This window comes from Pseudorhodoferax sp. Leaf265, assembly GCF_001422365.1.
Classification (GTDB): Bacteria; Pseudomonadota; Gammaproteobacteria; order Burkholderiales; family Burkholderiaceae_C; genus Pseudorhodoferax.
In genome coordinates this window covers 426235-449103 of the sequence record NZ_LMMT01000039.1, presented here as the reverse complement: position 1 = coordinate 449103, position 22869 = coordinate 426235, and the positions used below count along the sequence as shown (strand labels likewise).

21 protein-coding genes and 1 tRNA gene are annotated in these 22869 nt (G+C 68.8%); 14 read left to right on the top strand and 8 right to left on the bottom strand.

Annotated elements, in window-relative coordinates:
- Positions 1-98: 98 nt before the first annotated feature.
- The 11 genes from ASF45_RS31015 to hemP all read left to right on the top strand — a co-directional run bounded on the left by ASF45_RS31015 (position 99) and on the right by hemP (position 12004).
- Positions 99-1565, top strand: a complete 1467-nt coding sequence (locus tag ASF45_RS31015; RefSeq protein ID WP_235581082.1) for an efflux RND transporter periplasmic adaptor subunit — start codon at positions 99-101, stop codon at positions 1563-1565.
- Positions 1565-3547 (top strand): MacB family efflux pump subunit, encoded by a 1983-nt coding sequence (locus tag ASF45_RS31010; protein WP_056672734.1) that lies wholly within the window; start codon positions 1565-1567, stop codon positions 3545-3547. The genes ASF45_RS31015 and ASF45_RS31010 overlap by 1 nt, the downstream gene beginning before the upstream one ends.
- Before the next feature lie 11 nt (positions 3548-3558).
- Complete coding sequence (locus ASF45_RS31005; RefSeq protein ID WP_056672733.1) at positions 3559-4953, top strand: efflux transporter outer membrane subunit; 1395 nt, start codon at positions 3559-3561, stop codon at positions 4951-4953.
- A 186-nt stretch (positions 4954-5139) separates the two neighbouring features.
- Positions 5140-7431, top strand: coding sequence for a catecholate siderophore receptor Fiu (locus tag ASF45_RS31000; protein WP_056672732.1), 2292 nt, complete (start codon positions 5140-5142; stop codon positions 7429-7431).
- Positions 7432-7445: 14 nt separating this feature from the next.
- The gene (locus tag ASF45_RS30995; protein ID WP_056672731.1) at positions 7446-8123 is read left to right on the top strand and encodes a Fe2+-dependent dioxygenase; all 678 of its coding nucleotides are present in this window, start codon (positions 7446-7448) and stop codon (positions 8121-8123) included.
- Between the two features lie 26 nt (positions 8124-8149).
- Positions 8150-9286 carry an alpha-hydroxy acid oxidase gene (locus ASF45_RS30990; protein ID WP_082551375.1) on the top strand — a complete coding sequence of 379 codons (1137 nt, stop codon included), beginning with the start codon at positions 8150-8152 and terminating at the stop codon, positions 9284-9286.
- Between the two features lie 119 nt (positions 9287-9405).
- Positions 9406-9696: a bacterioferritin-associated ferredoxin gene (locus ASF45_RS30985; protein ID WP_056672729.1), complete on the top strand. Its 291-nt coding sequence runs from the start codon at positions 9406-9408 to the stop codon at positions 9694-9696.
- A 123-nt stretch (positions 9697-9819) separates the two neighbouring features.
- Complete coding sequence (locus ASF45_RS30980) at positions 9820-10521, top strand: energy transducer TonB (RefSeq protein ID WP_056672727.1); 702 nt, start codon at positions 9820-9822, stop codon at positions 10519-10521.
- A gap of 29 nt (positions 10522-10550) precedes the next feature.
- Positions 10551-11267 carry a MotA/TolQ/ExbB proton channel family protein gene (locus ASF45_RS30975; RefSeq protein ID WP_056672726.1) on the top strand — a complete coding sequence of 239 codons (717 nt, stop codon included), beginning with the start codon at positions 10551-10553 and terminating at the stop codon, positions 11265-11267.
- A gap of 1 nt (position 11268) precedes the next feature.
- Positions 11269-11679 (top strand): biopolymer transporter ExbD, encoded by a 411-nt coding sequence (locus ASF45_RS30970; protein ID WP_056672725.1) that lies wholly within the window; start codon positions 11269-11271, stop codon positions 11677-11679.
- Positions 11680-11791: 112 nt separating this feature from the next.
- Positions 11792-12004 (top strand): hemin uptake protein HemP, encoded by a 213-nt coding sequence (gene hemP, locus ASF45_RS30965; protein WP_056672723.1) that lies wholly within the window; start codon positions 11792-11794, stop codon positions 12002-12004.
- Between the two features lie 155 nt (positions 12005-12159).
- Here the strand turns inward: hemP and ASF45_RS30960 are convergent, their stop codons facing one another.
- The gene (locus ASF45_RS30960; RefSeq protein WP_056672721.1) at positions 12160-12567 is read right to left on the bottom strand and encodes a heme-binding protein; all 408 of its coding nucleotides are present in this window, start codon (positions 12565-12567) and stop codon (positions 12160-12162) included.
- A gap of 181 nt (positions 12568-12748) precedes the next feature.
- Here ASF45_RS30960 and ASF45_RS30955 point away from each other — a divergent pair, with 181 nt between their 5' ends.
- A complete protein-coding gene (locus ASF45_RS30955) occupies positions 12749-13447 on the top strand; it encodes a Bax inhibitor-1/YccA family protein (protein ID WP_056672719.1) in 699 nt (232 codons plus the stop codon).
- A gap of 116 nt (positions 13448-13563) precedes the next feature.
- Complete coding sequence (locus tag ASF45_RS30950) at positions 13564-13917, top strand: hypothetical protein (protein ID WP_056672716.1); 354 nt, start codon at positions 13564-13566, stop codon at positions 13915-13917.
- Between the two features lie 9 nt (positions 13918-13926).
- On the opposite strand, the gene rlmD is transcribed toward ASF45_RS30950, so the two are convergent.
- From rlmD to surE, 5 genes are read right to left on the bottom strand one after another with little or no spacing between them, the layout of a single operon-like run.
- Positions 13927-15360, bottom strand: coding sequence for a 23S rRNA (uracil(1939)-C(5))-methyltransferase RlmD (rlmD, locus tag ASF45_RS30945; RefSeq protein ID WP_056672714.1), 1434 nt, complete (start codon positions 15358-15360; stop codon positions 13927-13929).
- 40 nt (positions 15361-15400) lie between these two features.
- Complete coding sequence (gene rpoS / locus ASF45_RS30940) at positions 15401-16378, bottom strand: RNA polymerase sigma factor RpoS (RefSeq protein ID WP_056672713.1); 978 nt, start codon at positions 16376-16378, stop codon at positions 15401-15403.
- Position 16379: 1 nt separating this feature from the next.
- Complete coding sequence (locus ASF45_RS30935) at positions 16380-17294, bottom strand: peptidoglycan DD-metalloendopeptidase family protein (RefSeq protein WP_056672711.1); 915 nt, start codon at positions 17292-17294, stop codon at positions 16380-16382.
- A gap of 13 nt (positions 17295-17307) precedes the next feature.
- Positions 17308-18072, bottom strand: coding sequence for a protein-L-isoaspartate(D-aspartate) O-methyltransferase (locus tag ASF45_RS30930; RefSeq protein WP_056672709.1), 765 nt, complete (start codon positions 18070-18072; stop codon positions 17308-17310).
- Positions 18072-18848: a 5'/3'-nucleotidase SurE gene (surE, locus tag ASF45_RS30925; protein ID WP_056672889.1), complete on the bottom strand. Its 777-nt coding sequence runs from the start codon at positions 18846-18848 to the stop codon at positions 18072-18074. The genes ASF45_RS30930 and surE overlap by 1 nt, the downstream gene beginning before the upstream one ends.
- 145 nt (positions 18849-18993) lie before the next feature.
- Here surE and ASF45_RS30920 point away from each other — a divergent pair, with 145 nt between their 5' ends.
- On the top strand, positions 18994-19989 hold the full coding sequence (locus ASF45_RS30920; protein ID WP_056672707.1) for an NADPH:quinone oxidoreductase family protein: 996 nt from the start codon (positions 18994-18996) through the stop codon (positions 19987-19989).
- 4 nt (positions 19990-19993) lie between these two features.
- Here ASF45_RS30920 and ASF45_RS30915 read toward each other — a convergent pair whose 3' ends face one another.
- Positions 19994-22525, bottom strand: a complete 2532-nt coding sequence (locus tag ASF45_RS30915; protein ID WP_056672705.1) for an EAL domain-containing protein — start codon at positions 22523-22525, stop codon at positions 19994-19996.
- A 233-nt stretch (positions 22526-22758) separates the two neighbouring features.
- Positions 22759-22834, bottom strand: a tRNA-His gene (locus ASF45_RS30910).
- Positions 22835-22869: the final 35 nt, after the last annotated feature.

Below are 22869 nucleotides of genomic sequence, written 5' to 3'. Positions count from 1 at the left end.
TCGGCTGCGGGCCGTGTGCCGGCATACTCGCGCGCTACTGTCTGTAACAAATTTCAGTCCGCACCTTGCCCTCTACCCGAAAACCCCTTTGGCCCCGCGTGATCGGCCTCGTGGCGGCCGTCGCGCTGCTCGCGGGCGGCAGCTACCTGAGCTGGAAGACCTGGCTCCAGGCAGAGAACCCGCGCGACCAGTACCAGATCGTCCAGGTGCAACGCGGCGACATCGAGGATCTGGTCACCGCCACGGGCACGCTGCAGCCGCGCGACTATGTGGACGTGGGCGCCCAGGTCAGCGGCCAGCTCAAGCGGATCCATGTGGAGGTGGGCTCCATCGTGCAGCAGGGCGACCTGCTGGCCGAGATCGACCCCACGGTGCTGCTGGCCAACGTGGACGCCAGCCGCGCCGGACTGCGCAGCCTGCAGGCCAACCTGCTCGTGCGCGAGGCGGCCCTGGTGCTGGCGCGCGACCAGCACCTGCGCCAAAAGAACCTGATAGCGGCCGACGCCACCACGGTCGAGGCGCTGCGCACGGCCGAGAACAACCTGCGCTCGGCCGAGGCCCAACTGGCGGCGCAGAAGGCCTCGATCGAGCAGACCCAGTCCCTGCTCCGGGCCAGCGAGGCCAACCTCAACTACGCCCGCATCTACGCCCCGATCTCGGGCGCCGTGGTCTCGGTCACGGCGCGCCAGGGCCAGACGCTCAATGCCAACCAGTCCGCGCCCATCATCCTGCGCGTGGCCGACCTGTCGACCATGACGGTGCAGACGCAGGTGTCGGAGGCCGACGTGGGCCGGCTGCGCGTGACCATGCCCGTGTACTTCACGACGCTGGGCAGCCAGGGCCAGCGCTGGTACGGCCGGTTGCGCAAGGTGGAGCCCACACCCACCGTGACCAACAACGTGGTGCTCTACAACGCGCTGTTCGACGTGCCCAACGCCGACCAGCGCCTCATGACCTCGATGACGGCCCAGGTGTTCTTCATCGCAGCCCAGGCGCAGGGCACGCTGCTGGTGCCGGCTGGCGCTGTGCAGAGCCAGCCGCGCGGGCCGCGCCGCCAATCGGGGCCTGGCGGTCCGGCTGGCGCGGCATCGGCGCCCGCGGCCGCCGCCTCAGGCGCGCGTGCACCGACCGAAGGCCAGCCGGCCGATCCGCGGCGCGAACGCGAGGGTGCCGAGGCCGGTCCCCGCACGCCCGTGAAGGCCGATGCGCCGCCGGCCGAGCGTGTGGCCGCCGTGCGTGCACCAAACCAGGCTGCCGAGGCCGTCAACCGTGGCCTGTTCATGGGCCCGACCGGCATGCCGCCGCGCGGACCGCGCCAGGCCACGGTGCGCGTGATCGACGCAGAAGGCCGCACCGAGGAGCGCCGCGTGGAGATCGGCATCGGCAACCGCGTGCAGGTGCAGATCCTGTCCGGCCTGGCCGAGGGCGACGAGGTCATCGCCGGCCTGCGCCAGCCGGCCGGCGCGGCCTCGGGTGCGAGGGGCAACCAGGGCGCCGGCCAACAGCGCTCCGGCCTGCAGGGCGGTGGCGGCATGCCCATGCTGCCACCTGGAGGCCCGCGCTGATGAAGCCGGTGGAAGACCCGGCGCTGACGCCTGCGGCCTTCCCGCCGGGCGCACCGCTGATCGAACTGAAAGGCGTCACCAAGACCTACGCCAACGGCGACCTGTCGGTGCAAGTGCTGCACGGCATCGACCTGACCATTCGCGAGGGCGAGTTCATCGCCATCGTGGGCGCCTCGGGTTCAGGCAAGTCCACGCTCATGAACATCCTGGGCTGCCTGGACCGACCGACCACGGGCAGCTACCACTTCCTGGGCCGCGACGTTTCGCAGCTCTCGCGCGACGAGCTCGCGCTGCTGCGCCGCGACGACTTCGGTTTCGTGTTCCAGAGCTACAACCTCATCGCCACCGCCAGCGCGGCCGAGAATGTCGAGGTGCCGGCCATGTACTCCGGCATGCCGGCGGCCCGGCGCCATGCGCATGCATTGGAGCTGCTGAGCGGGCTGGGCCTGGGCGCGCGCCACCACCACCGGCCCAACCAGCTGTCTGGCGGGCAGCAGCAGCGCGTGTCGATCGCGCGGGCACTCATGAATGGCGGGCGCATCATCCTGGCCGACGAGCCTACGGGCGCACTGGACAGCAGGAGCGGCGCCGACGTGATGGCCTTGCTGGCCGACCTGTCGGCGCGCGGGCATACGGTGATCCTGATCACGCACGCCCGCGAAGTGGCAGAACACGCGCACCGGCTGATCGAGATCAAGGACGGCCACATCCTGTCGGACAGCGGCACCGCCGACCGGCCGCCCGAGACCACCGCCTTCACGCCGCCGCCGCACCGCGGTGGCGGCTCCTTCCTGGGCGACGTGGTCGAGGCCGCCAAGATGGCGCTGCGCTCATTGCGCGCCAACGTGTTCCGCTCCGTGCTGACGCTGCTGGGCATCGTGATCGGCGTGGGCTCGGTGATCGCCATGCTGGCCATCGGCGACGGCGCCAAGCAGGCCGTGATCGACCGCATCAGCGCCATGGGCTCCAACCTGCTGCTGGTGCGGCCGGGCGCCCCCAACCAGCGCGGCTTCAACAGCACGGCCACGCTGGTGCTGCCCGACGTCTACGCCATCGACGCGGTGCCCAATGTGCTGGCCGCCGTGCCGGAGCAGACCAGCACGGCCACGCTGCGGCGCTCGGGCGCCGACTACAGCACGACCGTGACCGGCACCTCGGCCAAGTTCCCGATCGCGCGGCAATGGCCGGTGGCGCAGGGCAGCTTCTTCAGCGAGGAGGACGACCAGACCTACGCCAAGGTGGCGGTGCTGGGCCAGACCGTGGCCAACGCCCTGTTCGCCGACGGCAGCGACCCGGTGGGCCAGTACGTGCTGATCAACAACCTGATCCTGCAGGTGGTGGGCGTGATGTCAGAGCGCGGTGCCTCGCCCACGGGCAGCGACCAGGACGACGTGGTGTTCCTGCCCTATGCGACAAGCAGCCTGCGGCTGTCGGGCCAGCGCTTCCTGCGCAACGTGACGGTGGCGGTGGACGATGTGTCGCGCATCGACGAGACGCAGGAAGCCGTGGAGAAGCTGCTGCTCGAGCGCCACGGCGTGGTGGACTTCCAGATCCGCAACATGGCCTCCATCCTGGCGGCCAGCGCGCAGACGCAGAACACCATGACGATGCTGCTGGGCTCCATCGCCGCGATCTCGCTGTTGGTCGGTGGCATCGGCGTGATGAACATCATGCTGGTCTCGGTGACCGAGCGCACGCGCGAGATCGGCATCCGCATGGCCACGGGCGCCCGCGAGCGCAACATCCTGCAGCAGTTCCTGATCGAGGCGGTGGTGGTCTCCGCGCTGGGCGGCGCCATCGGCGTCGCCGGCGGGCTCGTCACCGCGGCCATCATCGCGGCCTTCGACACGCCGATCCAGTATTCGCTCACGCCCGTACTGCTGGCCTTCGGCTGTGCGTTCGCCACCGGCCTGGTGTTCGGCTGGCTGCCGGCGCGCAAGGCCGCGCGGCTGGACCCGGTCGTGGCCCTGTCTTCCGAATGAGTGATTTCCCCATGCTTTTTCCGCCTTTTCGGCGCACTGCCCTCGCCGCCCTGTTCGCGCTCGTGGCCGCTGGCTGCGCCGCGCCGCCGGTCGAGCCGCCGCGCGCCGAACCCGTCGTGCCGACCCAGTTCGCCGAAGCGCCGGCTGGCCTGGATGCGCTGCAGCCAGACTGGTGGAACAGCTTTGCCGCGCCCGAGCTCGCGGCGCTGGTCGAGCAGACGCTGGCCGGCAGCACCGACCTCGCGATCGCGGCCGAACGCGTGCGCCAGGCCGAGCTGGCAGCGCGCAATGCCGGTGCCTCGCTGTTCCCCTCGCTCTCGGGTGGCGCCAGCACGGCGGACCGCTACACCGATCCCCCGGGTGCCAGCGGCAGCAGTGCGCGCTCCTCGGGTGTGTCGCTGTCGGCCAGCTACGAGATCGACCTGTGGGGCCGGCTGGCCGCCAACGTGGACAGCGCCCAGGCCGCGCTGACGGGCAGCCGCTACGACCTGCAGACAGTGCGCCTGTCCGTCAGCAGCGCGGTGGCCAATGCCTACTTCCAGGTGCTGGCGCTGCGCGTGCGGCTCGCGATCGCGCAGGAGAACCTGGCCATCGCCGAGCGTGTGTTCCGCATCGTGCAGGCGCGCTACGACAACGGCGCGGCCTCGGCGCTGGATCTGTCCCGCCAGCGCACCACCGTGCTGAGCCAGCGCGCCACTATCGAGCCGCTGCAGGTGCAGCAGCGCCAGGCGCTGACCGCGCTGGCCTTGCTGCTGGGCCGCGCGCCGCAGGGTTTCACGGTGGCCGGCATGCCGCTGGACGCGCTGGCCGTGCCGGCCGTGGCGCCGGGCCTGCCGTCGGACCTGCTGTTGCGCCGCCCGGACCTGGCCAGCGCCGAGGCCGCACTGCAGGCGGCCGACGCCAATGTGGCCGCAGCCCGCGCGGCCCTGCTGCCCAGCATCGAGCTCTCGGGCTCGACCGGCCTGGCCAGCAGCGCGCTGCTGTCGCTCGCGAACCCGAGCTTCAGCGTGGGGCTCACGGCCTCGGTGGCGCAGACGCTGTTCGACGGCGGCCGGCTGCGCAACCAGGTGCTGCTGAGCGAATCGCAGCGCCGCGTGCTGGTGGAGAGCTACCGCGCCTCCATCCACAGCGCGCTCAAAGAAGTGGAGGACAGCCTCTCGAACATCGCGCGCAACCGCAGCCAGGAGCAGTCGCAGCTGGCGATCCGCGACGAGGCCCAGCGCTCGCTGCGCCTGGCCGAACTGCGCTACCGCGAAGGCGTGGAAGACCTGCTCAGCACGCTGGACGCGCAGCGCACGCTGTTCTCGGCCCAGGACAGCCTGGCGCAGCAGCGGCTGGCGCGGCTGACCTCGGCAGTGGACCTGTACAAGGCACTGGGCGGCGGCTGGGTGCGGCCGCCACTGTGAGACGTGACGTTGTCGTCACACAACGTCACACTTCCCAAGAAGAATGAGAATAAATATCATCTGTACGCCTTGTGCGGCCGTTGACCGGCGGCACATTCCCTAGCCCGCCACCCGCTCCTTTGCGCCCCTCCGGGGCCGATCTGCGCCAGCCAGCCAGGCCACCCCCGCAGATCCAACGGAGCATCCATGTCTTACATCACCAGCCGCAAGCACCCGCGTGCGGGCAGCGCCGCGGCCGCGACCCTGGTCGCCATGGCCGCACTGCCGGTCGCCGCCCAGACCACGTCCGGCACCTTGCGCGAAGTCCAGGTCCAGTCCACCGCCGAAAGCGAATACAAGGCCGAGCGCGCCTCGTCGCCCAAGCTCACGCAGCCGCTGGTGGACACGCCGCAGACCATCACCGTCATCAAGAAGGAAGTGCTGCGTGACCAAGCCGCCACCACGCTGACCGACGCGCTGCGCAACACGCCCGGCATCACCCTGCAGATGGGCGAGAACGGCAACACGGCCACCGGCGATGCGGTCTACCTGCGCGGCTTCGACGCACAGGGCAGCATCTTCGTGGACGGCATCCGCGACGTGGGCACCATCACGCGCGACATGTTCAACATCGAGCAGGTCGAGGTGGTCAAGGGCCCGGCCGGCACCGACATCGGCCGCGGCTCGCCGAACGGCTACATCAACCTGCAGAGCAAGCTGCCGTTCGCCGAGAACGACGCCAGCGCCACCGTGAGCCTGGGCAGCGGCAGCCACAAGCGCAGCACGCTGGACCTGAACCGCAAGCTCAACGAAACCGGCACGGCCGCGTTCCGCCTGAACCTGATGGCGCAGGACAGCGGCGTGGTCGACCGCGACGAGGTCAAGAACAAGGGCTGGGGCTTTGCGCCCTCGCTGGCCCTGGGCCTGGGCACGCCGACGCGGATCTCCTTCTCGTACCTGCACATGAACCGGCGCAACCGGCCGGACGGCGGCTTCGTGACGACGCGGCTGCCCGGCTGGTCGGCATCCGCGCCGCGTGGGGCGACCAGTTTCCCCGCGGTGGACGAGAGCAACTTCTACGGTTGGTCCTCCGACCACGACGACGTCGATTCCGACATGTTCACGGCCCGCATCGAGCACGACCTCGCGCCAGGCGTGACGGTGCGCAACATCACGCGCTGGGGCCGCACCAAGCAGGATTTGGTGTTGACCGCGCCCTTCTCCAACGGTTTCGCGCCGGGGACGAATGCGGCGGACCCGGCCTCGTGGATGATCCGCGTGCTGCCGCAAGGCAAGCTGCAGCGCAACGAGATCCTGGCGAACCAGACCAATATCACGGCGGACCTGAAGCTCGGCGGGCTGGACCACAGCTTCAGCGGTGGCCTGGAACTGGCGCGCGAGAAGCAGACCAACGGCACCCTGGCCGCGAACATCAACGCCAGCAACGGCGTGCTGATCCCGGCCAGCACCAACCCCACCACCGGCGTCGTGACGCCGGCCAGCTACCAGGCCTTCGCCAGCCTCTACGCGCCGGACATGGGCCGCCCCCTGGTTCCGGTGACACCGAACGGCGCCAGCACCCAAGGCGAGGTGACGACCACTGCAGCCTACCTGTTCGACACCATCAAGCTCAGCCCGGCCTGGCAGGTCAGCGCGGGTGTGCGCTGGGAACACTACCGCACCGAGTACCTGAGCCTGCCGGCCACGGGCGCGACCACGGCCGCCACCAGGCTGTCGGACTCCGACAGCCTGTTCACCGGCAAGCTCGGCGTGGTCTACAAGCCCGCGCCCAACGGCAGCCTCTACGCGGCCTACGCCACGTCGGCGCGGCCGCCAGGCAGCGACTTCGCGCTGAACACCACGGCTGGCAACAGCAACAGCCCGAACATGGGCCCGCAGAAGGCCCGCACCGCCGAGCTGGGCACCAAGTGGGATGTGCTGGACAAGCGCCTGGCACTGACCGCCGCCCTGTTCCGCACCGACAACACCAACGAGGTCGGCACACCCGATCCAGTGACCGGCGCGGTCGACCAGTACGGCAAGACCCGCGTGCAGGGCGTGGAGCTCAGCGCCATCGGCCAGATCACGCCGGCCTGGCAGTTGATCGCTGGCGTGGCCAACACCAGCGCCAAGGTGATCGAGGGCTTGCGCACGGCGACGACGACGGGCGCTGCCGTGCGCTATTCGCCCAAGCTCACCGCCACGCTGTGGAGCACCTACAAGCTGCCCTTCGGCCTGACCGTGGGTGGCGGCGTGCGCTACGTGGACACCCAGGCCCGTTCAACGAATGCGGCGGCAGTGGCCTTCGTGCCGCAGATCCCGAGCTACACCGTGCTGGACGCCATGCTGGGCTACGAGGTCAACAAGAACTTCTCGCTGCAGCTCAACGTGTTCAACCTGACCGACAAGTTCTACATCGCGCGCATCAACAACGCCGGCAACCGGGCCACCATCGGCACGCCGCGCTCTGCCGTGATGACGGCCACGCTGAAGTTCTGAGCCCGGAGACCGCCGTGTTGCTGCATGTTCCCGAGGTGCTGGACGCCGCTGCCGTGCAGGCCATGCGCACTGCGCTGGCGGCCGCCGACTGGCAAGACGGCCGCAGCACGGCGGGCACCCAGGGCGCAGCCGTCAAGCGCAACCTGCAGCTGCCCGCAGGTACGCCCTTGGCGCGCCAGCTGGGCCAGCAGATCCTGGCGGCGCTGTCGCGCTCGGCGCTGTTCCACGCTGCGGCCCTGCCGCGGCGCTTCACGCCGCCGCTGTTCAACCGCTACGAGGGTGGTGGCCAGTACGGCATGCACGTGGACAGCGCCCTACACCACCTGCCCGATGGCAGCAGCTTGCGCACCGACCTGTCATGCACCTTGTTCCTGACCGATCCCGGCGCGTACGACGGCGGCGAGCTCGTCGTGTCCGACACCTACGGCACGCATGCTGTCAAGCTGCCGGCCGGCGACCTGATCCTCTATCCCTCCAGCAGCCTGCACCGCGTGGAGCCGGTCACGCGCGGCACCCGCATCGGCGCCTTCTTCTGGCTGCAGAGCCTGGTGCGCGACGACACCGAGCGCCACATGCTGTTCGAGCTGGACCAAACCATCCAGAAGCTGCGCGCCCGTGGCGGCGACAGCGCCGAAGTGCTGAGCCTGACCGCGCTGTACCACAACCTGGTCCGGCGCTGGGCCGAGACCTGAGCGAGGGCGCTTGCGATACTGGCGGCATGCCTGCAGCCCCACCGCCCGTTCCCGCTGTCGACCGCCTGCCTGCAGGCCTGGCCACGCTGGCAGACCACGAGGTCCATGCCCGCACACGGCTGGACGACAACGCCTGGGCCTACTTCAGCGGCGGTGCGGGCGACGAAATCACGCTGCGCGCCAACCGCGCAGCCTGGGACGCACTGCAGCTGCACCCCCGCGTGCTGCGCCCGCTGCAAGGCGGGCACACACGTGTGGAACTGCTGGGCCGCCAGCTGGCCCACCCCATCCTCGTGGCCCCGGTGGCATTCCAGCGCATGGCGCACGGTGACGGCGAGCTGGCCACAGCCCACGCGGCGTCCGCGCTCGGTGCGGGGCTGGTACTGAGCACCCAGGCCAGCACGCCGCTGGAAACCATTGCCGCAGCCATCGCGCACGCGCCCGACCGCGGCCCGCTGTGGTTTCAGCTCTACCTGCAGCACGACCGCGGCTTCACGCGCGAACTGGTGCAACGCGCTGAGCAGGCCGGCTACGAGGCCCTGGTGCTGACCGTGGACGCGCCGACCAGTGGCGCGCGCGACCGCGAACGCCGTGCCGGCTTCCAGGTGCCGCCCCATGCGGCAGCGGTGCACCTGGCGGGCTTGCCCCCGGCGCCGCCCGTCACGCTGGCGCCAGGCCAAAGCGCGATGTTCGACGCCCTGCTGCGGCACGCCCCGACCTGGGACGATGTGCAATGGCTGCAGTCCATCAGCCGGCTGCCGGTGCTGCTCAAGGGCATCACGCATGCCGATGACGCGCGCCAGGCAGCGGCCTTGCAGCTGGGCGGGATCATCGTGTCCAACCACGGTGGCCGGACCCTGGACACGATGCCCCCCACCGCAGCGTTGCTGCCGCCCATCGTCGACGCGATCGGCAGCGCCCTGCCCGTGCTGGTGGACGGCGGCATCCGCCGCGGAACCGATGTGCTGAAGGCCATGGCGCTGGGCGCTCGCGCCGTACTGGTCGGACGGCCAGTGGTGTGGGGCCTGGCCAACGCCGGCGCAGTGGGCGTGGCCCACGTGCTGCGCCTGCTGCGCGACGAACTGGAGATCGCCATGGCCCTGTGCGGCTGCGCCAGCCCGGCCGATTGCAGCCCGAAGACGCTCTGGCGTCCGGCGGAATGACGCCCCAAAACCCCACTCTGCAACCGCCTTCACGCCAATCAATTGCACAAATGCGATGAATTCGTATTTATAATCGCGAGCAACACTCACCAGCCAGCCACCAACCCGCCTTCACCGCCATGATCGTCTGTGTGTGCAACCGGATCTCCGACCGCGAAATCGTCCGCCATGTGCGGGCCGGTCTGAGCTTCGACGACATCCAGCTCGAGCTCGGCGTGGCCACGCAATGTGGCCGCTGCGAAGGGTGCGCCCGCGAAGTCGTCGACCAGTGCAGCCGCATGCACCCCGTCGCGGCCTTGCACAGCGCCATCGGGCCCGATGACCGCGGTCTCGACGCCCCGGTCCCCAAGCTCGCCAGCAGCATCACGGAAGGCGTTGCATGGACCTGTTCTCTCTCGGCGGCAGCCTGATCCTGGTCGTCGGCTCGGCCTGGTGGATCTTCCGCAGATAGGCCCGGGCCGCCACACTCCGCCTTGCGCGTTTTTCCACCAGGCGCCGCTGTGGCGCCTGCTTCGGCATTTGTCTTTTCCACCATGGCTTCCAGCACCTACCCCGAACGCAGTGGCCTGAGCCGCAACACGGTCATCGTCGGCAGCGTGATCGCCTTCCACGCCGCGGCCCTGTGGGCTCTGCAAAGCGGCCTGCTGGTCCGCGCCGTCGAGGTGATCGTGCCGGTCGAGATCCTGTCGCAGTTCATCGAGCCGCCCAAACCCACGCCGCCCCCACCGCCGCCGCCCGCACCGCCGACACCGCCGAAGGTGACCAAGCCTGTGGTTGCGCCAAAGAAGCCGGCGCTGCCGCCACCGCCGCAGCCCCAGGCGATCCAGGACCCCACGCCGGCACCGGCTGCGCCCACCGGCGTGGTCGCGCCGCCAGCGCCGCTTCCGCCGATCGAGCAGCCTGTCGCGCCGGCGCCCGAACCGCCGCCGCCCGCACCGCCGGCACCGCCCAAGATCCAGCTGCCGTCCAGCGACGCCAGCTACCTGCAGAACCCCAGCCCCGTCTACCCGGCCATCAGCCGGCGCCTGGGCGAACAGGGCAAGGTGCTGGTGCGCGTGTTGATAGGCACCAACGGCCAGCCCGAGCGCGCCGAGATCAAGCGTTCCAGCGGCTTCGAGCGGCTGGACCGCTCGGCCATGGAGTACGTCATGAAGTGCCGCTATGTGCCGGGCAAGGTCAACGGCGTGGTCCAGGCCATGTGGTACGAAGCGCCAGTCAACTACGTCCTCGAATAACTTTTTTCTTCTTTCTCCTGGAGTAACGCATGGAATCCCATTTCGGCCTCGCCAACGTCTGGCAACAAGGCGACATCGTGACCAAGGGTGTGGCGATCATGCTGCTCGTGATGTCGCTGTCGTCCTGGGTCGTGATCCTGATCAAGACGCTGGACATCATCCGTTACAAGAAGATGGCCAACGCTTCCGACGGCTTCTGGCACAGCGAGGACTTCGCCACCGGCATGTCCAAGCTGGGCAAGGACCCGAGCAACCCTTTTCTGCGCCTGGCCGAGGAAGGCCGTGAAGCCACCGCCCACCACCGCAACACCAAGGCCCATCTGCACGACACGCTGGACGTGAGCGACTGGGTCACGCGCACGCTGCGCAACAGCATCGACGCCACCACGGCCCGCATGCAGTCGGGCCTGGCCATCCTGGCCTCGGTCGGCTCCACCGCGCCATTCGTGGGCCTGTTCGGCACGGTCTGGGGGATCTACCACGCGCTGCTGGCGATTGGCCTGTCGGGCCAGTCCACCATCGACAAGGTGGCCGGCCCCATCGGCGAAGCGCTGATCATGACGGCCCTGGGCCTGGCGGTCGCCATCCCCGCCGTGCTGGGCTACAACGCGCTGGTGCGCGGCAACAAGTCGGTGCTGAACAAGCTCAACAGCTTCGCGCACGACCTGCACGCCTACTTCGTCACCGGTGCCCGCGTGGCCACGGGCGGCACGGCCAACGTGGTGGCCATGAAGAAGGGAGCCTGAGATGGCCTTCGGCACCCAGGACGACGCCGACGAGGTGATGAACGAGATCAACATGACGCCGCTGGTCGACGTCATGCTGGTGCTGCTCATCATCTTCATCATCACCATCCCGGTGATGAAGCACGCGGTGAACATCGACCTGCCCCGCGCCAGCAGCGAGCAGGAGGACGCCAAGCCGGAAACCATCCGCCTGTCCGTGGCCGCCGATGGCGGCTACTACTGGAACGAGAACCGCATCACCGACGAGGATCTGCTGCCGCGCCTGCAGGCCGAAGGCAGCAAGGAACCGCAACCGGAGCTGCACATCCGCGGCGACCGCGAAGTGCGCTACGAGCGTGTGGCCCAGGCCATGTCGTTCGCCCGCCAGGCCGGGGTGCGCAAGATCGGCTTCATCACCGAACCCAAGCCTTGACCGTGCAACCCTGATGGAAGAAGGGGCGAAAAAAACATCGCCCCTTTTCTTGACTCTCAACTGCGAATCGTTATCATTAACCTCATCGCAAGTTGACCAAGGGACCAATACCATGCACGCAGCCACCCATCCCCTGATGTCCGGCAACGCCGCAGCGCTCCAACGCTTCGCCGCTGCGGGCATGGCGCAACTCAGCGCGGCGGACGCCATCGCTGTCGACAGCCACGAGTTGCTGCGCGGCCAGAAGGCCGTCGAGATCAAGCACAACGGCGCGATCTACCGCCTGCAGACCACCAAGCTCGGCAAGCTGATCCTGACCAAATAGGTTTCATCGTGGGGCGACTCCAGGACTGATCCTCAGTCTCCAAGGGTCGTTTTTGCCAGCCACCGGGCTTTGCCCCGCCAGCCACGCATTTTTTTCCCCACCAAAACGACAAAGCCGGCCCGAGGGGCCGGCTTTTGTTTTGGGGGACGACGCGATTACAGGCCGATGGCGGCAATGCCGGCGCGGGCGATCTGTGCGTCCTCGGTCGATTTCACGCCGCTCACGCCCACGGCGCCGATGCAATTGCCGTCCTTCAGGATCGGCACACCGCCCTCGAGCAGGCCCTTGAGGTCGGGTGCGCTCAGGAAAGCCGTGCGGCCGCCGTTGACGATGTCCTCGTAGACCTTGCTCTCGCGGCGGCCCAGTGCGGCCGTGTTGGCCTTGGCCGGGGCAATGTGGGCCGACACGGCGGGCGCGCCGTCCAGGCGTTGCAGCCACAGGAGGTGGCCGCCGTCATCGACGATGGCGATGGTCACGGCCCAGTTGTTCTTGAGCGCTTCGGCTTCGGCGGCGGCGGCGATCGCCTTCAGGTCGGACAGTTCGAGAAAGGACTTGGTCTTCATGGTGGCTTTTTGCAAAGGAAAGACGGCGAGCATAAACAAAACCCGCCCCGCTGCCGGCACGAACGGCCCGAAGAAATCCCTTTGCACAATAAGGGTGGACCCTGCAGTGGTATTGCAGCCGGCCTCTTGAATCTCCCTAGAATTCCCGCAACTGCCGATCAAGGCAATGAGGAGCTCGTCCATGACCAATCAAGTACGCACTTACGACGCCGGCTACGGCGGTTTTGAGGTTTCCCAGGAACAGCGCAACAAGGTACTGCGCAACACCTACTGGCTGCTGGCGCTGAGCCTGCTGCCTACGGTGCTGGGCGCCTGGGTCGGCGTGTCCACCGGGATCACGGCCGCACTGAGCGGCGGCCTGGGCCTGATCGTGTTCCTGGGCGGCGCCTTCGGCTTCATGTTCGCGATCGAGAAGACCAAGAACTCGGCCGCCGGCGTGCCGGTGCTGCTGGGCTTCACCTTCTTCATGGGTCTGATGCTGTCGCGCATGATCGCGATGGTGCTGGGCTTCTCGAACGGTGCCGAACTCGTCATGACCGCTTTTGGCGGCACGGCTGGTGTGTTCCTGGCCATGGCCAGCCTGGCCACGGTCATCAAGCGCGACCTGTCCTCCATGGGCAAGTGGCTGTTCGTCGGCGCCATCGTGCTGCTGGTGGGTGGCATCGTGAACGTGTTCGTGGGTTCCACGGCCGGCATGATGGCCCTGTCGGTCGCCGCCATTGGTATCTTCAGCGCCTTCATGCTGTATGACCTCAAGCGCATCATGGACGGCGGCGAGACCAACTACATCAGCGCCACGCTGGCACTGTATCTGGACCTGTTCAACGTGTTCCAGAGCTTGCTGGCCCTGCTGGGCATCATGGGCGGCGAACGCGACTGAGCACCCCTCCCTCGCACGAAAGGCCCTTCGGGGCCTTTTCCATTTGCGCGCACTTTTCGCTCAACGTCTTGGGCACCCGTGCCGATAATGAACGCATCCCCCGTCCGAGGCCGCCCATGTCTGCACGTCTTTTCGCCATCCTGAGCGTCGCCTCGCTGCTGGCGGGCTGCGAGATCCCGGGCATCTATCCCGACCCCAAGGTGCTCGCGCGCGAGGCCGACGCCAAGGCCACGGGCGGCGGCTGCCGCCACGCCCAGCGCGCGCTGGAAGACTGCTACACGCTGAACCCGAAGGCGCCGCGCGCGGCCATCTTCGCCGGTTGGCGCGAGATGGACCAGTACATGCGCGAGAACAAGGTCGAGGGCGTGCGAGCCGTGATCCCCTCGCCCAAGGCCGAGGCCACAGAGGAATCGGTGGCCAGCAGCCCGCCCGAGGGCAAGACCGAACGCCGCAGCGCCCGCGGCTCCTGACGGTCCACCTCAGCGCGGTACCAGTTCGAACTGCGCAATGCTTTCCACGTGCGCAGTGTGCGGGAACATGTTCACCGCGCCAGCGGCCACGCAGCGGTAGCCCCCCTCGTTGACCAGGATGCCGGCATCACGCGCGAGCGTGGCAGGGTTGCAGCTCACATAGACGATGCGCCGGGGCGGCTGCCAGTCGCCGCGCTCGGCCCCCTGGCGCAGCTGCGCCAGGGCCTGGACCAGCGCATGCGCGCCTTCGCGCGGGGGATCGACCAGCCACTTCTGCGCCGTGCCGTCGGCCACCAGTTGCTCGGGCGTCATCTCGAACAGGTTGCGCGCGGCGAAGCGCGTCGGTGCCAGCGGACCATGGCTGCCGCGCGCGGCCGCGTTGCGCTGGTAATTGTCGCGGGACCGGGCCACCAGCGCCTCGCTGCCCTCGATGCCCATCACTTCGCGCGCCTGCGTGGCCAGCGGCAGGCTGAAGTTGCCCAGGCCGCAGAACCAGTCGATCACGCGCTCGTCGCGCTGCACTTGCAGCAGGCCCAGTGCGCGGTGCACGAGTACGCGGTTGATGTGGGCGTTGACCTGCGTGAAGTCGGTCGGCCGGTAGGGCATCTCGATGCCGTATTCGGGCAGGCGGTAGCTCAGCTGCGGCCCGCCCTCGTCCAGCAGGTGCACGGTGTCCGGTCCCTTGGGCTGCAGCCACCACTGCACGCCGTGGGTGCTGGCGAAGGCCCGCAGTTGCGCGAGATCGCCCGCGCTGAGCGGCTCCATGTGGCGCAGCACCAGCGCGGTCACGTCGGCGCCCACGGCCAGTTCGATCTGCGGCAAGGTCTCGCGCGCGTCCATGGCGCCGATCAATGCGCGCAGCGGCAGCAGCAGCGCGCTGACATGGGGCGGCAACACTCGGCATTCGCGCATGTCGGCCACGTAGCGGCTCTTGCGCTCGTGGAAGCCCACCAGCACCTCGCCCTTCTTGCGCACGTAGCGCACCGACAGGCGGCCGCGGTCGCGGTAGCCCCAGGCCGGGCCCTCGATCGGGCGCAGCACCCGCTCAGGCCGCAGCCTGCCCAGGTGCCAGAGGTTGTCTTCCAGCACGCGCTGCTTGACGGCCACCTGCGCCGCCACGTGCAGGTGCTGCATCTTGCAGCCGCCGCAGGCACCTGCGTGCAAGCCGAAATGCGGGCAGGCCGGCTGCACACGCTGGGCAGATTCGCGCAGCACCGCCGTCAGGCTGGCATGCTCGAAATGGCTCTTCTTGCGGTACACGTTGGCCAGCACGCGCTCGGTCGGTAAGGCCCCTTCGATGAACACCACCTTGCCATCCGGGCGCCGCGCCACACCCTGCGCTTCGAGGTCGACCGCATGCACCTCCAGCCAGGGTGGCGGCAAGCTGGCGTCGGTCGCGGTGTCGTGGGGGGCAGCCAAATCAAGGAGAGAAACGTCGGACATGGCCCGATTGTCTCAGGCCACCCCGTGCGGCCGGCCGCGGCTACAGCAGTGCGTCGCGGTCGACGCCGTTGCGACCCAGGTGCTGCTTGAGCTTGCGCAGCGCCTCGTTCTGGATCTGGCGCACGCGCTCACGCGTGAGGCTCAGGCGCTCGCTGAGCGTGTCCAGGGTCTCCGGCTCGCGGTCGTGCAGGCCGAAACGGCCATCCAGCACCTCGCGCTCGCGCGCGGACAGCGCGCCGATCCAGGTCTCCAGCAATTCTTCGACCTCGCGCGAGTGCGTGAGGCTGGACGGGTCGGGCGACTGGTCGTCGGTCAAGGTGTCGACCAGGGTGCCGCTCTCCTCCGTGCGGTCCAGCGAGGCGTCCAGCGAGCGCGGCGTCTCGGCCAGCGCCAGCAGGTCAGCGACCTCCTGCACGTCGCGGCCCAGCAGCGAGGCCACGTCGTCCACGCGCACGCCATCGGGACGCAGCGCCTGGAAGGCCGAATCGTTCTCCAGCGAGCGCCGCGCCCGCAGCACCTGCTGCAGTTCGCGCACCACGTGCACGGGCAGGCGGATCACGCGGCCCTGGTTCATCACGGCCCGTTCGACCGACTGGCGGATCCACCAGGTGGCGTAGGTCGAAAAGCGAAAGCCACGCTCGGGCTCGAACTTGTCGATGGCGTGCATGAGGCCGAGGTTGCCCTCCTCGATCAGGTCGCTCATGGGCACGCCGCGGCCCAGGTAGTTCTTGGCGATGCTGACGACGAGCCGCAGGTTGTGCTCGATCATGGCCTGGCGGGCTTCGAAATCGCCGGCACGCGCGCGCATCGCGGTGTCGAACTCTTCCTGCGGCGTGAACAGCGCGGTGCGCCGCACGTCGCGCAGGTACATGGTCAGGATGTCACTGGATTCGCCGTCGAGCGGTGCATCGTCCAGCAGGGCCGACCGTTCACTGGATGGCGTCGCCTGCGGTTCGGAAGAAGGCGCCTTCAACGCATCCGGCTCGGGGGCTGGGCTGGATGCGTTGCGCTTCTTCATGTCACGGCGCCGGGCGCGGCGGCAGGTACTTGAGTGGATCGACCGGCCGCCCCTGGCGCCGGATCTCGAAGTGCAGCTTGACGCGGTCGGCGTCGCTGTTGCCCATCTCGGCCACCTTCTGACCCTTGCGCACGGTCTGGTCTTCCTTGACCAGCAGCGACTGGTTATGGGCGTAGGCCGTGAGGTAGGTGTTGTTGTGCTTGAGGATGATCAGGTTGCCATAGCCACGCAGGCCGGCACCGGCATAGACCACCTTGCCGTCGGCCGCGGCCAGCACGGCATCGCCGGCCTTGCCCGCCAGATCCACGCCCTTGTTCTTGGCCTCGTCGAAGCCGCCGATCATGCTGCCCGAAGCCGGCCAGATGAAGACCATGTCCTCGCCGCCGCCCGTGGCGGCCACGGCCGGCGGTGCCGCAGGTGCCGGCGGCGTGGGCTCGGCCACCGGTGCGGCGGCCGCGCTCGCGGCAGGTCGCGGCGCGCTGGCCGAAGCAGCCGGGCCCAGCGGCGTCGCCTGCGCGCTGCTGGACGGCGCCACGGGCCGCGAGACCACACCGCTCTCTGCCACATGGGCGCCCGGCGGCACCACGCGGAAGACCTGGCCGACTTCGATCAGGTTGGGGTTCTCGATGTTGTTCCAGCGCACGATGTCGCGCCAGTTCTGGCCCGTGTCCAGGCCGATGCGGATCAGCGTGTCACCGGGCTTGACCGTGTAGTAGCCCGGCTTGCCCGCATTCGGGTCCACCGGTTTGGCCGGCGCCTCCGCCGGCACCGACGCGATCTGTTCGCCTGCGCTGGTGCCGCGGTTTTCCACCGGCGCGCCCCGCACAGGCGCATTGCGGCTCGCGCACGCCCCCAGGGCCAACGCCACCATCAGCGCCACCACCCCGTGCCATCGCCGCCCTTCGCCCAACACCATGTACGCACTCCGTTTAAGCAACGCCGGATTTTAAAGGCACGAAATGCACAGCCTCGAGCAGCTGCTGACGCAGCCCCTGGGCCGTGCGGTCGATCACCACCAACGCCTGCTGTCCACTGTGCCCAGCGACCGGCGCGACCAGGCGTCCGCCGACGGCCAGTTGGTCCAGCCAGGCCTGCGGCACAGCCTCGCCACCGGCCGCGGCGATGATGGCTGCGTAAGGCGCGCCCCTGGCGTAACCGGCCATGCCGTCGCCGAACAGCAGGTGCACATTGGGCAGCCGGAACGGGCGCAGGTTCTCCCGCGCCTTCTCGTGCAGGCCGCGCAGGCGCTCGATGCTGTAGACCTCGCGCGCCAGCAGCGACAGCACGGCCGCCTGGTAGCCGCAGCCCGTGCCGATCTCGAGCACGCGCGCGGGCTTGCCCTCGCGCGCGAGCTCGGCACCCAGCAGGAGTTCGCACATGCGTGCCACCACGTTGGGCTTGGAGATGGTCTGGTTCAGACCGATCGGCAGGCTGGTGTCTTCGTAGGCCTGGGCCACGAGCGCGCTGTCGATGAAGCGGTCACGCTCGACCGTGCCCATGGCTGTGAGCACCGCCTGCGATTGAATGCCGCTGGTCGCCAGCCGCCGCACCATGCGCTGGCGCATGGCACTGAAATCGGCGCGGGCCGGTGCCATCGGCACCGACGGCTGCGTCGTCACGCGTGCGCGCGCAGGCGCAGCCGCGGGGGCCGGGCCGTTGTTCAGACGTGCGGGAAAGCTCGGACGCGTGCCCATCACGCCGCGGAGCGCGCCCCGCCCGATACGCCGGCGAGCAGGTCCGCCCAGTGCGCCAGCCGCGGGTGGTCCGTGAGATCCACCTGCAAAGGCGTGATCGACACATGGCCCTGGGCCGTGGCGTGGAAATCCGTGCCGTCGGCGCCGTCCTTGGCCGCACCGGCGCCGCCGATCCAGTACATGGTCTCGCCGCGCGGGCTGTCCATGGTGATCACGCGCTCTGCGGCATGGCGCCGGCCCAGGCGGCAGACCTTGGCCGGCTTGAGCTGGTCCAGCGGCCGGTTCGGAATGTTCACGTTGAGCAGCCAGGGCGCGTCGCCCACGGCATGGCGCTGCATCAGTTGCTGCACCAGCGCGCGGGCCGTGGCACCGGCAGCGTCCAGGTGCTGCCAGCCCTTCTCGGTCTGCGAGAACGCCAGGGCCGGCACACCGAACAAATAGGCCTCCATGGCCGCGCCCACCGTGCCGGAATAGATGGTGTCGTCGCCCATGTTGGCGCCGTTGTTGATGCCCGAGACCACCAGATCCGGCCGGTAGCCGAGCAGCCCGGTCAGCGCGATGTGCATGCAGTCGGCCGGGGTGCCGTTGACATAGCGAAAGCCGTTGGCGCCCTGGTGCACGTAGAGCGGCGCGTTCAGCGTCAAGGCATTGGACTTGGCGCTGTTGTTCTGTTCGGGTGCGATCACCTCGACCTCGGCGACGTCCTTGAGCGCCTCGTACAGCGCGGCGACGCCGGGTGCCTGGTAACCATCGTCGTTGCAGATCAGGATCTTCATGGGCATGGCTCGAAGTGCCGGCATTGTAGGGGCGCGATGTCTGGCGTCATGGGCGTCGCCGGCGGGACAAAGCACCGCCCGGCCCACCCGAGCCGCCGCCTATCATGCGCCCCATCCGTCAAGGCTGAACCCAAGGAGACACGAGATGCAGGCATGGTTGTGCGAGAACCCGGTGGGCGTGGACGCATTGGTCTGGAAGGAATTGCCGACGCCGCAGCCCGGCCCGGGTCAGGTGCTGGTGCGCATCCACGCGGCCAGCCTGAACTTCCCCGACCTGCTGATCGTTCAGAACAAATACCAGATGAAGCCCGAGCTGCCCTTCGTGCCGGGCTCGGAGTTCGCCGGCGTGGTCGAGGCTGTGGGCGAAGGCGTGCGCAATGTGGCGGTCGGCCAGAACGTCGCCTGCCTGGCCGGCACCGGCGGCTTCGGCACCCACGCGCTGGCGCAGGCCGCCACCTGCATGCCATTGCCGGCCGGCTTTCCGCACGTGGATGCGGCGGCCTTCATCATGATCTACGCCACCTCGCACCATGCGCTGGTGGACCGAGCGCAACTGAAGGCCGGCGAGACCGTGCTGGTGCTCGGCGCGGCCGGTGGCGTGGGCACCTCGGCGATCCAGATCGCCAAGGCCATGGGTGCGCGCGTGATCGCGGCGGCCTCGAGCGAAGAGAAGTGCGCGCTGTGCCGCTCCCTGGGCGCGGATGCGACTATCAACTACAGCGAGCACACCGCCTCGGGCAGCCTGCGCGACGAGATCAAGAAGCTCACCGACGGCAAGGGTCCCGACGTGGTCTACGACCCGGTGGGCGGCGAGTTCGCAGAGCCGGCCTTTCGCTCGATCGCCTGGCGCGGCCGCTACCTGGTGGTCGGCTTCGCCTCGGGGCCCATCCCCTCATTGCCGCTGAACCTGGCCCTGCTCAAGGGCGCATCCATCGTCGGCGTGTTCTGGGGTGGCTTCTCGCGCCAGGAACCCAAGGCCAGCGCAGCCGCCCTGGCCGAGCTGGCGCAGTGGTACGCCCAGGGCAAGATCAAGCCCGTCATCGACAGCACCATGCCCATGTCCGAACTGAAGGCTGCCTATGCCCACATGGGCTCGCGCGGCGTCAAGGGCAAGCTGGTGCTCGTGAACCCCGGAGCCTGAGCGTTCAGGACGCGCTCAGCCGGGCGCCGAAGGCCTCCGGCCGCAACGGCCGGTCGAACAGATAGCCCTGCGCGAAGGTGCACTGCAGGTGCTTCAGCCGCTGTGCGACGGCCTCGGTCTCCACACCCTCGGCCAGCACCGACAGGCCCAGGCTCTGCGCCAGCGAGATGATGCCGCGCACGATGGCGGCGTTGTCCGGGTCGTCGATCAGGTCGCAGACGAAGGAGCGGTCGATCTTGATCTTGTCGAACTTGAAGCGGCGCAGGTAGGCCAGGCTGGAATAGCCGGTGCCGAAGTCGTCCATCGATAGCTTGGTGCCCAGGGCCTTCAGGCGGCGCAGCGTGGCCATGACCGCGTCACCGTCGTGCAGCAGCACGGTCTCGGTCAGTTCCAGTTCGAGCCGGTCGGGCGCGATGCCCGAGGCCACGAGCGCATCCTCCACCTGCTGCAGCACGACCCCGCGCTGAAACTGCCGCGCCGACAGGTTCACCGCCATCATGAGTTCGGTGTGGCCCGCGTCATGCCATGCACGCAGTTGCAGCGCTGCGGTCTTGAGCACCCAGCCGCCCAGCGCCTCGATCAGGCCGCAGTCCTCGGCAATCGGGATGAACACGCCAGGCGGCACGGCGCCGCGCTCGGGGTCGTCCCAGCGGCACAGCGCCTCGGCACCGACGATGCGGCCACTGGCCAGGTGCACCAGCGGCTGGTACTCCAGGCGCAGCGCCTGGTTCTCGATCGCGCGGCGCAGCGAGGCCTCTATCTGCAGCCGGTCGATGGCGGCTTCATTCATGAGCGCGCTGGCGAACTGGTAGGCCGCCCGGCCCTTGCGCTTGGCGGCGAACATGGCGGCATCGGCCCGGCCGAACAGCGTGTCGAAGTCGGTCCCGTCGCTGGGAAACATGGCGATGCCGGCGGAGACCGAGACGTTCACGGGCAGATCGCTCAAGACCACGGGCTGGCCCAGCAGGTCCATCAGCGCACGCACGGCATGGGCGGCCTCGGTCGTGCTGTGCACGCCCGACAGCAGCACCATGAACTCGTCGCCGCTCAGGCGGCCGACCATGGTGCGCTCGCGCGCCTGGCCCAGCAGGCGCGCGCCGATCTCGCGCAGCAGCTGGTCGCCCACGCTGTGGCCCAGCGAGTCGTTGAGCGTCTTGAAGTTGTCGACGTCGATGACGATCAGGGCCACGCGGTCGTTGGTGAGCTCGGCATGCTTGAGCGCCAAGCTGGCCTGCAGCGTGGCCTGGGCGCGGTTGGGCAGGCCGGTGATCACGTCCTTGCTGGCCAGGTAGGCGATCTTCTCCTCCGCCGCCTTGCGCGAACTGAGGTCGGAGAAGGCCGCCACGTAGTGCGTGATCTCGTCCGTGCTGCGCTGGCGCAGTGCCGACAGGCTCAGCCACTGCGGGTACACCTCGCCATTGCGGCGCCGGTTCCAGATCTCGCCGCTCCAGCGGCCCTGCTCGGCCAGCACGGCCCACATCTGCGCGTAGAAGGCCTTGTCGTGCTGGCCGGAGGCCAGCATCCGCGGGTCGCGGCCCAGCACCTCCTCGGCCTGGTAGCCGGTGATCTCGGTGAAGGCCGCATTGACCATGATGATGCGGTTGTCCGCGTCGGTGATGATGATGCCGTCGGTGCTCTGCTCCAGCACGCGACCGGCCAGTTCCAGCTTGGTGGCCGCGACGCGCTGGTCGGTCACGTCGCGCCGCACCACGAGCAGGTGCAGGCGCTGGCCGCGCCGGCCGAAGGTGGGCACGCGGATCACGTCGTAATAGCGCAGGTTGCCGTGGCCGTCGTCGTTGGCCTCCTGTACGTGCGAGAGGCGGCCGGACTGCCAGGTCGCCTCCTCCGTGAGCGCGCTGTGGTTCAGGTCGATGGCCGCCGGGCGGCTCGGCTCGACCACCTCCAGGCTGCTGGAACTGCGGCCCGCCTGCTCGGCCAGGCCCAGCACGGCGCGCGCGGTCGGATTGGCGAGCAACCAGCGGCCCTCGCCATCCTTGAGGTAGACCATGTCGGGAAGGTGGCGGAACACGGAGGTCAGCAGCTTGTCGCGGTCGCGCAGCAGCCGGTGCGACTCCGAATGCGCCGTGATGTCCAGGCCGAGGCACCAGCGCTGGCCGCCCTGCGCGGCCAGGCCCCGGATCGAAGACCAGGCGATGCGCCGCTTGCCGTTGGCCTTGCTGCTCAGTGTCCATTCGAGCCCGCGAAAATGCGGGCCCTGGGCCACGATGTCGGCCGTCTTGCGGGCCAGGTACAGCGGCTCGGGATAGAGCAGCTGCAAGGCGCCGGGATTGCCCACGATCTCGGCGGCGCTGTAGCCGGAGCAGCGCTCGCACTCGTGGTTCCAGTACAGCACCGGCACCTCGGCGCCGAAGTCCATGCAGCAGACCATGACGGGCAGGTTGTCGAACACCGCCACGAGTTCGGCCGGCATGCCTTGCAGGCCCGGCGCCTCGGCACCTTCGTCGAGGTAAAAGTGGTCCGCCGCCAACGCGCCTTCGATGGCATGTTCGCCCGACGGATTCCCACTGCTGTTCAAGCTTCTTCTCCCATGTGCCGGCACGGCGTGCGGACGGTGGACCGCAGGCCCGGCGAAGCAACGGCACACACTAGCACATCCGTGCGGGTTGATGGTCAAGTCTCGCCGCCACTGTTGCAGAAAATGCGCAGCTGTACAGCGCAGCTTGCGATACGGAAAAAAAAATGCCTGACCTCGGAAGGTCAGGCATCTGGCTGGTCAGCCTGCATCACGCAGGCTTCACGGCAATTCGGTGGGGTGACTGATGGGGCTCGAACCCACGACAACCAGAATCACAATCTGGGACTCTACCAACTGAGCTACAGCCACCACGAAAGCTCAGCAGTATAACCCAGCTTTGAGTC